7 protein-coding genes and 1 riboswitch are annotated in these 11,569 nt (G+C 66.6%); of the genes, 4 read left to right on the top strand and 3 right to left on the bottom strand.

The annotated features are described in order from the left end of the window. Positions 1-87: 87 nt before the first annotated feature. Positions 88-323: riboswitch (cobalamin riboswitch) on the top strand. A gap of 141 nt (positions 324-464) precedes the next feature. Then, a complete protein-coding gene (metE, locus tag ACQPXH_RS10065; protein WP_433602047.1) occupies positions 465-2,720 on the top strand; it encodes a 5-methyltetrahydropteroyltriglutamate--homocysteine S-methyltransferase in 2,256 nt (751 codons plus the stop codon). A gap of 455 nt (positions 2,721-3,175) precedes the next feature. Here metE and ACQPXH_RS10060 read toward each other — a convergent pair whose 3' ends face one another. Further along, complete coding sequence (locus tag ACQPXH_RS10060) at positions 3,176-3,562, bottom strand: nuclear transport factor 2 family protein (protein ID WP_433602046.1); 387 nt, start codon at positions 3,560-3,562, stop codon at positions 3,176-3,178. A gap of 225 nt (positions 3,563-3,787) precedes the next feature. Between ACQPXH_RS10060 and ACQPXH_RS10055 the strand changes: the two genes are divergently transcribed. After that, positions 3,788-5,242, top strand: coding sequence for a short-chain fatty acyl-CoA regulator family protein (locus ACQPXH_RS10055; protein ID WP_433602045.1), 1,455 nt, complete (start codon positions 3,788-3,790; stop codon positions 5,240-5,242). 72 nt (positions 5,243-5,314) lie between these two features. On the opposite strand, the gene recG is transcribed toward ACQPXH_RS10055, so the two are convergent. Together recG and ACQPXH_RS10045 are read right to left on the bottom strand one after the other, a co-directional pair. Then, positions 5,315-7,579 (bottom strand): ATP-dependent DNA helicase RecG, encoded by a 2,265-nt coding sequence (recG, locus tag ACQPXH_RS10050; RefSeq protein ID WP_433602044.1) that lies wholly within the window; start codon positions 7,577-7,579, stop codon positions 5,315-5,317. 4 nt (positions 7,580-7,583) lie between these two features. Next, the gene (locus ACQPXH_RS10045; RefSeq protein WP_433602043.1) at positions 7,584-10,412 is read right to left on the bottom strand and encodes a DAK2 domain-containing protein; all 2,829 of its coding nucleotides are present in this window, start codon (positions 10,410-10,412) and stop codon (positions 7,584-7,586) included. 340 nt (positions 10,413-10,752) lie between these two features. On the opposite strand from ACQPXH_RS10045, the gene rpmB reads away from it, so the two are divergent. Then, positions 10,753-10,944, top strand: a complete 192-nt coding sequence (gene rpmB, locus ACQPXH_RS10040; protein ID WP_011210730.1) for a 50S ribosomal protein L28 — start codon at positions 10,753-10,755, stop codon at positions 10,942-10,944. Positions 10,945-11,046: 102 nt separating this feature from the next. Continuing rightward, positions 11,047-11,538, top strand: a complete 492-nt coding sequence (locus ACQPXH_RS10035) for an N-acetyltransferase family protein (protein WP_433602042.1) — start codon at positions 11,047-11,049, stop codon at positions 11,536-11,538. Positions 11,539-11,569: the final 31 nt, after the last annotated feature.

The following is an 11,569-nucleotide window of genomic DNA, read 5'->3' as shown; positions in this document are numbered from 1 at the left end:
GTGGCGCTACCGACTATGCTGGTTGACGCAGCTGGTTCGCCGTGCGTAGACGAGATGGAGCCCCGACGTCGCGTCACGGAGTCGAGTTCGCGGATCGGTGTAACCGGTGCGCGGACGAGAGGGAACCCGGTGAGAATCCGGGACTGTCCCGCAGCGGTATGCAGGAACGACCGCCGTCATCAGCACTGGGTAGTAGCGACTGCTTGCAGGTCGCTCGAAATGGTCAGCCCGGGAAGCGACGGCCAGTAGGTGAGCCCCGTACGGGGTCGGCCAGAAGGCCCGTGCCCGCAAGTCCGAAGACCTGCCAGCCGTGTCGGATACGCCGTATCCGGCGGCCACCGCCTCGTGGATTGGGCGCGCGGACCTCTGTGCGATTGTCGGGCTCCATCGGCGCGCCGGCACGTTCACTCGGTCTCCGCTAGCTCGTAGGGCAATGGTCTTCGATCTCAGCACTGGAGAAATTCGTGACTGTTACGCATAACCCGTTCACCGCGACGGTTCTCGGTCTCCCGCGGGTGGGGCCGCACCGTGAGCTCAAGCGTGCCACCGAGTCCTATTGGGCCGGGCGCATCGACGCGGAGCAACTACACGCGATCGCCCGCGACCTGCGGCTCGATCAGCTGACCGAATTACAAAGCGCCGGAATGGATTCCATCCCTATCGGCACCTTCTCCCATTACGACCAGGTGCTCGATACCGCAGTACTGCTCGGCGCGCTGCCGCCCAGAGTCGCCGGAATAGCCGATCCGCTGGATCGCTATTTCGCGGCGGCGCGCGGCACCGACACGGTCGAACCCCTGGAGATGACCAAGTGGTTCGATACCAATTACCACTATCTGGTGCCGGAAATCGGTCCGGAGACGGCGTTCTCGCTGGATCCATCGAAGGTGTTGGACGAGTTGCGGGAGGCGCTCGCGCTCGGGGTGCCCGCGCGGCCGGTAGTGGTCGGACCCATCACCTTCCTGAAGTTGGCGAAGGCGGCCGACGGTGCGGCGCTGGATCGCCTCGACGAGTTGGTACCGCTCTATCGGGAGCTGCTGCGGCTGCTTGCCGTGGCGGGCGCGGAATGGGTACAACTCGACGAGCCGATCTTGGTCACCGATCTGACCACCGACGAGGTCGAACTCGTGCGGCGGACCTACGCTGAACTGTCGGCCACGACGGATCGCCCCGCGCTGCTGGTTGCCACGTACTTCGGCAGGCCAGGTGCGGCGTTGAGCGGCTTGGCCGAGACCGAAATCGAAGGTCTCGCACTGGATTTCACGGTCGACGCCGATCCGTCCGGTGTACCGGCGCTGGCGAACAAGCTGCTGGTGGCGGGTGTGGTCGACGGTCGGAATGTCTGGCGGACCGATCTGGAAAAGGCTTTGGCGACGCTCGGCACGCTGCTGGGGTGCGCGAAATCCGTTGCGGTGTCGAGTTCCTGCTCGTTACTGCACGTGCCCTACACCTTGGCGAGCGAAACCGGCCTCGACGAGCGCCTGCGTTCCTGGTTGGCGTTCGGCGCGGAGAAGGTCGCCGAGGTGCGGTTGCTCGCGACCGGCCTGAGCGCGGGACCCGGGGCCATCGCCGACGAATTGGCCACGGTCCGTGCCGCCCTCGCCACCAGGCGCACCGATCCTCGGTTGGACAATTCGCAGGTGCGGGCGCGGCTGGCCACGCTCGGCGCGGATGCGACTCGGCGGGCACCCGCGCAACAGCGACGGGCATTGCAAGCCGAGCGGCTGCGGCTGCCATCGCTGCCGACCACGACGATCGGCTCGTATCCGCAGACCTCGGCGATCCGGCTGGCGCGTGCGGCACTGCGCAAGGGTGAGATCGACAGGTCCGAGTACGTGCGGCGGATGCGGTCCGAGATCGCGGATGTGATTGCGTTGCAAGAGCAGTTGGGCCTGGATGTACTGGTGCACGGCGAGCCGGAGCGCAATGACATGGTGCAGTACTTCGCCGAGCAGCTCGACGGATTCGCCGCCACCGACGCGGGCTGGGTGCAGTCCTACGGCACGCGTTGCGTGCGTCCGCCGATTCTGTTCGGCGATGTGGCGCGGCCCGCGCCGATGACCGTGGATTGGATCGGCTACGCGCAATCGTTGACCGATAAGCCGGTCAAGGGCATGCTGACCGGCCCGGTGACCATTCTGGCCTGGTCCTTCGTCCGCGATGACCAACCGTTGGCGGATTCGGCACGTCAAGTGGCGCTGGCGATCCGGGACGAGACGATCGATCTGCAGGCCGCGGGCATTCGGATCATCCAGGTCGACGAGCCCGCGCTGCGGGAACTGCTGCCGCTGCGCGCGGCCGATCAGGGCGATTACCTGCGGTGGTCGGTCGGCGTTTTCCGGTTGGCGACCTCCGGAGTTTCGGATGCCACGCAGATCCACACCCATCTCTGCTATTCGGAATTCGGTGAGGTCATCGATGCGATCGCCGGATTGGATGCCGATGTGACCTCGATCGAGGCGGCGCGCTCGCATATGGAGGTGCTCGACGATCTGAATGCGGCGGGCTTCGATCTCGGCGTCGGACCGGGTGTGTACGACATCCACTCACCGCGGGTGCCGACTGTGCAGGAGATCACCGCGTCCCTGCGCGCCGCGCTGAAGGCCGTTCCCGCCGAACGGCTTTGGGTCAATCCGGATTGCGGATTGAAGACACGTGGACCAGTCGAGGTCGAGGCGTCACTGCGCAATCTGGTCGCTGCTGCGGCCGCGGTGCGCTAAGCGGATGGTGCGCTCGTCCTCGCAGGCCGGGGCGAGCGCATCCGCCCGGGTTCGCGCCGTCCGGCGGACCGTTCCCAACAGTTTCTACGCCGAGAGCGACGGCGGCCGCACCGCCCTACGCGAACACCCGACCTGAGAATCGATCACATTGCCCCTCGAAGTCCGTGCAGCCCGATAGCGCGGTTTGGTCACCGCGCTATCGGGCTGCATATCAATGAGATTCGGTCCCAGGAAAAGGCCGTAGCCGACGGCGCGGCGTGTACCTCTCACAACTCTCGCCGTTGCGGACCATCGGCCGCAGGCGCGACCGCGCGCTCAGTCCCCGCCGCCAGGCCGTATGACATTCCGAGCAACGATCCATGCGTAACCCCTCCTCATACGTCGCCATCAGATATCACCCCTGATGTCCTACTTCGACGCATGGCAGACCGATTCGGTTCCGCCGATTCCCGCGACTATTCGGCCGCGGGCTCGGTTCCGAATGCGCGATTGATGGCGGCCATATCGAAGTAGTCGCGCCAAGCGGTGATGGCGCCGTCGGTGACCTCGAAGACGCCCACTACCGGCAGCGGTGTGTCTTTGCCCAGGCCGCGCAGGATATCGGTGCGCTCGTTCATGACAATATTCCCGGCGGCGACCTGGTGGTGCACGTCGAATTCGATGGATTCGAAGGTGCTGAGGAAACCGGCGATGAAATCGCGGATGGCAGCGCGACCCTTGATGGGTTCCATCGGAATGTTGTGGTAGACGGCGTCTTCGGCGAAGAAGGCGCTGATCCGGTCCGGGTCGGGATCGGCCCAGCTGCGGCACATTGCGGTGACGATTTCGTCGGGGCTCGACATTCGGTTCGCTCGCTTCCTTGCGCCGATACGATCGGCACATCGGTCGTTCGATCGCCCCGATTACACCAAACAATTGCTTGGTTGCGCCAGGATCAGCCCGTGACCAGCAGTTCGCGCTGCGGCACCCAGGCCAGCGGCCCTACTTCGCACGCTACGCAGGATTCACCTTCGGCAAAATCCCCTTGCAACAGCAGATTTCTGCGAGCGAGAATCCTCCATTTTGCGATGATTGCGAATTCCGAGGGCTACCATCTTGCGGTGCGCAAGATGTACGCGGGCGCCCGACTGAGACGGTTGCGCGAGGAACGGCGGATGACCCAGGCGGCACTGGCGAAATCCCTGGATCTATCGCCCAGCTACCTGAACCAGCTCGAGCGCGACCAGCGACCGCTTACCATTCCGGTGCTGCTGAAGCTCAACTCCACCTTCGACCTCGACGTGCAATTCTTCGCGGCCGACTCCGATGCCCGGCTGGTCTCGGATCTGCACGAGGTCCTCGTCGACGCGGCGGGCGGTGACAGTGCGCCACTGACCGAGGTGGAGGAACTGGCGACGCGACTGCCGGAGGTCTCCCGAATCGTCGTCGCGATGCATCGACGATTACGCGCGGCGACAGATCAACTCGATCTGCTCTCCGCAAGGGTGGCCGCGCCCACGGGCGCACCCGGCGTGCCCATGCCGTATGAGGACGTGCGGGACTTCTTCTACGACCATCACAATCACATCGCGCAGCTCGATCATGCGGCCGAACAGCTCTTCGAGGAGTGCGGTCTGAGCATCGGATCCCTCGATCGACAACTCGCCAGGGTGGCCGAGGAGCGCGCCGGGGTCACCGTGCTGGTCCGCGGTGACGGCGCGGATCCGTCCATCCCGAAACGGCAGTACGATCCGGACAGCCGCACGCTGACGCTGGCGCGGCGGCTGCGTCCTGGGCAGCGCGCATTTCAAATCGCCACTACCCTCGGTTTTCTGCTGTACGGCAAGGATTTGGATGCCGTGCTCGCCGAAACCCCGTCGCTCACCGGCGAATCCAGGACGTTGGCGCGCATCGGGTTGGCGAATTACTTCGCGGGCGCGTTAGTGCTGCCTTATGGCCGCTTTCTGCGGTCGGCCGAGGAATTGCGCTATGATATCGATCTGCTCGGTCTGCGTTTCGAGGTCGGCTTCGAGACCATCTGCCACCGGTTGAGCACCCTGCAGCGGCACGGGCAGCGCGGCGTTCCGTTCTTCCTGGTCCGCACCGACCGGGCGGGCAATATTTCGAAACGCCAGTCCGCCACGGCATTCCACTTCTCCCGGGTCGGCGGCAGCTGCCCGCTGTGGGTGGTGCACCAGGCCTTCGCCAATCCGGGTCGGATTTTGACCCAGATGGCGGCGATGCCCGATGGTCGCCGCTACCTCTGGATCGCCCGCACCGCGCTCGCGGGACCCCACGGATTCAGCACGGCGACAAAGGATTTCGCGATCGGCCTGGGTTGCGATATCGAATACGCCGACCGGCTGGTGTATTCGAACGGCCTACACCTCGGCAGTCCGGCCGCAGCGGTGCCGATCGGCGCGGGCTGCAAGGTCTGCGAGCGCCCCTCCTGCCCGCAGCGTGCCTTCCCCCAGATCGGCAGCCCCCTCGCGGTCACCGAGCACATCAGCACGGATCTGCCCTACCCCCGAGCCCTGCGCTAGCTCTGGACAATTGATCACCATGCGCTGGTGCAGGCAGACGTCGAGAAGGACTCTCCACCAGCGCATTCTCGATCAGGACTTCGCGAGGTATTCGAGGCGTTCGGCGTCTACGGCTGCGTGCATCATGGTGGCCAGGGCTGGGTGGTGGTGTAGGCCTGGGTCGGATTCGACTAGTTGGCGGGCGAGGTCTTGGGCGGCGGTGATGACCTCGAGGTCGTCGAGGAGGGAGAGCAGGCGCAGGGAACGGGCGGTGCCGGATTGGGCGGCGCCGAGAACGTCGCCTTCGCGGCGTTGGCGCAGGTCGAGGACGGCGAGTTCGAAGCCGTCGGTGGTGGCGGCGACGGCGTCGAGCCGGGCCATGGCGGTGCCGGTGGGGCCCGCGTCGGTGATGAGCAGGCACAGGCCGGGGTGCTCGCCGCGGCCGATGCGGCCGCGCAACTGATGCAGCTGGCTGACACCGAAGCGGTCCGCGTCCACGATGACCATGACGGTCGCATTCGGCACGTCGACGCCGACCTCCACGACCGTGGTGCAGACGAGCACATCGATGTCGCCATCGTTGAATGCGCGCATCACCTGGTCTTTTTCATCGGTCGGGAGCCTACCGTGCAGCAGGCCGACGCGGACGCTCGCGAGCGGACCGGCGCGCAGCATGTCGAAGACCTCGAGCGCCGCGGCCGTGGTCGGGCCCTCCTTCTCCTCTGCCTTCTTTCCGTTGCGGCCCTTGCCGTTCTCCTCGTCGTCGCCGATGCGCGAGCACACCACATAGGCCTGTCGACCGGCGCCGACCTCCTCGAGAATGCGCTCCCAGGCACGGTCGACCCAGTTCGGATGCTGTTTGCGCGGCACCACCTTCGACACGATCGGCGATCGACCGCGGGGCAGCTGGGTGAGGGTCGAGGTCTCCAGATCACCGAGAGTAGTCATGGCGATGGTGCGGGGGATCGGGGTCGCGGTCATGACCAGCAGATGCGGGCTGGTGCCGGATTTCGCCTTGGCGCGCAACGCATCCCGCTGTTCGACACCGAACCGATGTTGTTCGTCGACGATTACCATGCCGAGATCGAAGAACTCCACCGCGTCCTGGATGAGCGCGTGTGTACCGATCACAATGCCCGCCTCGCCGGTCACCGCATCGAGTAGCGCGGCCTTCTTCGCCGACGCCGACATCGAGCCGGTCACCAGCACAACCTTGGTCGCGTTGTCGGCGGCGCCGAGTTCACCGGCGGTGCCGAGATCGCCGAGCATCGTACGCAGTGACCGATAGTGTTGGGCGGCAAGGACTTCCGTTGGGGCGAGCAGCGCGCACTGCTGACCGGCGTCGACCACCTGCAGCATGGCATGCAGTGCGACGATGGTCTTGCCCGAACCCACCTCACCTTGCAGTAGCCGGTGCATCGGGTGGCTGCGCGCGAGATCGTCGGAGATCTCCGCGATCACCTGCTGCTGCCCCTCGGTCAGTTCGAAGGGCAGGCGGGTGTCGAAAGCCGCTGCGATACCGTCGGATCGAGGCGGACACGGCCGGGCCGCTCGCGCCTGCGCATCGTGTCGTCGCTCGGCGAGGACCAGTTGCAGGGCGAGCGCCTCGTCGAAACGCAAACGCTCCCTGGCCTGTTCGATATCGGACTTGCGTTCGGGCAGGTGGATCAGGCGCAGTGCGTCGGAGATCTTCATCAGCGCGCGGTCGTCGCGCAGCCCGCTCGGCAGCGGATCGTCGATCGGGTCGAGCTGGTCGAGTACCTGCCGGACGCAAGCGAGTAGATCCCAGCTCTGCACTTTCGCGGTCGCCGGGTATACCGGGATGTATTCCCGTTCGAAGAACGAAACATCCACTCCCCCCTTATCTTTCGCGCTCTGCGCCAGTCCGCGCAAGGCGCCCCCGCCGCGCACCGAGGTGAGGTTCTCGATCGAATCCTCTTCCTTCTCGGGCAGGATCAGATAGTCGGGATGTGAAAGGTTCCAGCGGTCCGGGCGCCACCAGTGCACGGTGCCCGACATCATGGCCCGGACTCCTTCGCGGACAAGGTAACTCACCTTGTCTCCGTTGAAGAAGGTGATATCTATCGGTGCGACCGATCCGGTGTCGAGGGCCACCTTGAGCAGTCGCCCCCTGCGGTTCTTCATCGGGCGCAGTTCGGTTTTCGTCACCCGACCGATGACGGTGATGTGCGCGCCCTCTTCCGGCTGCTCCTGAGTGAGCGGCTGGCCTTGGGTGGCATAGCGTAATGGGTAGTGCCGCAACAGATCCTCGACGGTGTGCATGTCGAAGGCATCGGCGAGCGGCTCGGCCGCCTTCACGCCTAGCAGGTGGTCCAGCCGATCGCTGAGTGTCGCCATATCCCTATTCCACCCCTATCTGCACCAGATCCGCTTGCTGCCCACCGGAATACACACTCACCTCGACGCCGGGGAAGCCGTTCGCGATATGCGTGGCCAGTTCGTCCGCGAGTTCGTCGGGGGCCGCCGCGCCCATGAGCAAAGTGACCAGCTCACCGCCGAACGCGAGCATCCGGTCGAGCAGGGTCCGGCCCGCGGTCGGCACATCTCGGTCGATCACCACAACATCGTGACCGACCAGCCCCAGCCCATCACCGGCCTCGCAGGTGCCGACCATGGTGAGCGCCCGTTCTGTCGCGGCACGCAATGATCCCCAGCGGGTCGCGGCGGCCGCTTCCGACATGGCGAACGCATCGTCCACCGCGATCCGGCCGCAATCGTGCACCGCCAGCGCCGCCAACCCCTGCACCATCGACCCGCTCGGCAACAACAAGACGTCCCGATGCGCGTCACGCGCCGCAACACCGACCGCAACCAACTCGTGCGCGGGCAGCGCACCATTCGGCAGCACCAACACCTCCCGATTCGGCAGCCGCCGAATTGCCGAAAGCAGCGCCGCACTGGTCACCGCGCCGTCACCGCCGAGCACCACCGCACCCCCGGCCTCGAACAGCGCCGCCGCACCATCCCCCGATGCCACAGCCAGAACGGCGCGGTCTGCGGGACCGTCGTGATCGGGACCGATGGGCGCGGTTGCGCCGGATCCGATGGTCGTGTCGGAAGCTTCAGCACGCGCGGGCGCATCGGTGCATCCAACCCCTCCAGGTTGCCCGGGGTCATCAGCCTGACCCGCGCCATCGGCCGCGGTACCATCACGGCGGCCAGCAGCAGTACGCGCCGTCGCGTCAGTACGTCCCGGCGGCACGACGGCATCAGCGCCACCCACAACGTCGGCGGCGACCCCATCAGCGCGACCAGCAGCATGCGTGCTCACGTCAGTGCGCCCCGGCGGCACGACGGCATCAGCGCCACCCGCAACATCGGCGGCGACCCCCTCAGCGCCACCAGCAACACTCGTACTCACATCAATACGTCCCGGCCGCCCGACGGCATCAGCGCCACCCGCAACGCCAGCGACGACCCCCTCAGCGCCACCAGCAACACTCGTACTCACATCAGTACGTCCCGGCCGCACGACGGCATCGGTGCCACCCACAACGTCGGCAGCGACCCCATCAGGGCGGCCAGCGACAGTACGCCCAGGCTGCACGACGGCATCAGCACCGCCCACAGCGCCAGCGGCAAACCCATCAGCGCGACCAGCAACGTCGGCGGCCGGGGCTGGATCGCGGTGCCCAGCATCAGTAGGTACGGGTGCGATCGTGCGCCCGGCGCCACCAGGCTGCCCTGCGGTACCAGTGCGATCGGGAACATCGGCGGGAGCTGCGTCACGGTGCCCGACGACCTCAGCGCGGTGGGCAAAGTCGGCGAGCGGGAATTTGCCCGAGTGCGCGGCCGCGTCGTAGTGCGCGGGTGTTGGGCGAGCGGTGATGGTGAAGCTTTCGATGCGGATGGCGCTGAGGGTGCCGGTTGCTATGCCTACCTCGACGGCGGCGCCCGCGTCGGCGCAGTGGACGTGCGCGGACCAGGAGCCCGCGCCGTCGCCGACGACCACCACCGAGTCGCCGAGGTCCGCGAGGCGATCTCGGAGGCGTGCGATTCGTCGGTCGTCGGTGTCGGAGAGGAGGTACATCACCTCGAAGTGGGGTTCGGCACTGTTCAGAGGTTCGGCACAGGTGCCGCGCGGTTCGGCGTCGGTTCGCGGCGCGGAATCGGTATGCGCAGGGACGGTGGCGCGATCGACACTTGCCTCGAATGCGAATTCGCCGCGCGCGTACGCCGGTCGATCGGGCGTCCGGCCGAGGGTGACCGCGACCAGACTGTCGAGCAACACGACCAACCCGCGCGCCCCCGCATCGACCACCCCCGCCTCGCGCAGCACGCCGAGTTGGGTGGGCGTATCGCCGAGCGCCTCGGCAGCGCCGTCGGCCGCCGCCACCGCCACGTCGGCCAGGGTTGATTCCGGAGATGCCGCCGCACATTCGGCTGCCCGCTCCAGGACGGTCAGGATGGTCCCCTCGACCGGCACACTCAGCGATTCCCGAACCAGCGCCGATGCCGTGGCCAGCGCGTCACGCAACGTCTGCGCCGTCAACGGCCCCCCGCGCGCCGCCTCGGCAATCCCCCGCAACACCTGCGACAAGATGATCCCGGAATTTCCACGCGCCCCGAGTGTGGCCCCGCGCGCCATCGCCGCGGCCACATCGTGCGTCGAGAACGCGCCCGGTTCGAGATACCCGTCCGCGGTTCCACCCGACTGCGCTGCGCTGAGGCCATTCCGCGAGCTGCCCCGCCCGGCAAGATCAGGCGGGTTGGGGCGATCAATGCCGCGGCGGGCGATAACTCGATCCGTGAACTCCCCGGGCGACTCCGCCGCGGATTGCGACACTGCGACGCCGCCGTCCGCTCCGGCGCCCGATATCGCCCCATTCCCGACCGCCTCGGCATCGGACTCCTCGACACCGCCGACCGCCCCAGCATTCACTGCACAACCGGCGAAACCATCCGATTGCTCGGCCCCGCGCGCCGAGATCACCGCAGCATCCGCGGCCTGCATTGCCGCTCGCATGGTGGCGAGCATGTTCGTACCCGTGTCGGCGTCGGCGATGGGGAAGACGTTGAGGGCGTTGATCTCCTCGCGACGCTGCTGCAGACCTTCTAGGCAGATGCGCCCCCAGCCCAGCAGGGCCGTGCCGTTCAGTTCATTCGGACCGGCAACGGCAGGCAGACCCGCGTCAGGGCCGTCGCCCTTCATGTCCCGCACTCCGGGCACCGCCACCTCTCTCTGCGATCGTTCACACCGCCGTGCCACCCGCACCCAAGCGACTGCTGGCAGATCGCTCGAAAGGTTCTGCCACCGTTGGCCAGGTTAGCTGGCGATACCGACAGTCGATCGGCGACACCGATCCACTACCATCGGGTGTGCCCACGGGTCGTCGGTTCATGACCCGGTTTGGTGGATCAGGGCGCCGCCAGCTACCCTTGCAGGGTTGCCTAGCGCGGCCGAGAGAGTTCGCGCTGGCCGACGTGAGTCGGCAGGGCATTAAGACATTGTTTCCGGACAGGCTGCCGACGTGCGGCGGTCCCCACATGACATGAAGGAGTTCGCGACTATGGCTGCCGTCTGCGACGTCTGCGCCAAGGGCCCCGGCTTCGGGAAGTCGGTCTCGCACTCGCACCGGCGTACCAACCGTCGTTGGAATCCGAACATCCAGACCGTGCGCGCACAGGTCGCGCCGGGCAACACCCGCCGCATGAACGTGTGCACCTCCTGCCTGAAGGCGGGCAAGGTCGTTCGCGGCTGATTTCCCAGAGACCGACGTACGCCCCGACACCACCCCGTGCTCGGGGCGTAGTCATCTGCGGACCCTGGTCATCGCCGACCGCCCTCGGCAACGATGGTCTCCATGACCCAGCCCGCCTGGCGCATAGCCCCACTCACCACCGAATACGTTCACGGCCTCGCCGAATGCCATATCGCCTGCTGGCGTGAGGCCTATCGCGGTCTGGTCCCCGACCACATCCTGGATGCGTTCGAGGTCGACCGCCGCGCCGAGCAGTGGGAACGCATCCGGGTCCGCAACCCGGGCAGCGCCTACGTCGCCCTCATCGACGACGAGGTGATCGGCTTCTCGTGTGCGAGCGCGTCACGCGACGAATCACCGGTCACCCCAACCGAACTCAATGCCCTCTACGTCCGCGCCGCTTGGTACGGCACTGGCGTCGCTCACGACCTCGTTCGCGCCGCCGTCGCACCCGACATTCCGTGCTCTCTCTGGGTCTTCGAGAAGAACCCGCGCGCGCAGGCCTTTTACCGCAAACACGGCTTCGAACTCGACGGCACCAGCCGCATCGAGGCCTTCACCCCCGCCATCGAACTCCGCATGGTCCGCCGCTGACCGGAGGGCGGCTCGGGGCGGGGAGATAATG

Source organism: Nocardia sp. CA-135953 (assembly GCF_050955735.1).
In the GTDB taxonomy this organism is placed as follows: domain Bacteria; phylum Actinomycetota; class Actinomycetes; order Mycobacteriales; family Mycobacteriaceae; genus Nocardia.
This window is presented reverse-complemented; position numbering and strand designations above follow the sequence as displayed.

Excerpts from the sequence above, each read along its gene's own strand:
- ACQPXH_RS10060 (WP_433602046.1), bottom strand. The coding sequence starts at position 3,562 with ATGTCGAGCCCCGACGAAATCGTCACCGCAATGTGCCGCAGCTGGGCC.
- ACQPXH_RS10055 (WP_433602045.1), top strand. The coding sequence starts at position 3,788 with ATGATTGCGAATTCCGAGGGCTACCATCTTGCGGTGCGCAAGATGTAC.
- recG (WP_433602044.1), bottom strand. The coding sequence starts at position 7,579 with ATGGCGACACTCAGCGATCGGCTGGACCACCTGCTAGGCGTGAAGGCG.
- rpmB (WP_011210730.1), top strand. The coding sequence starts at position 10,753 with ATGGCTGCCGTCTGCGACGTCTGCGCCAAGGGCCCCGGCTTCGGGAAG.
- ACQPXH_RS10035 (WP_433602042.1), top strand. The coding sequence starts at position 11,047 with ATGACCCAGCCCGCCTGGCGCATAGCCCCACTCACCACCGAATACGTT.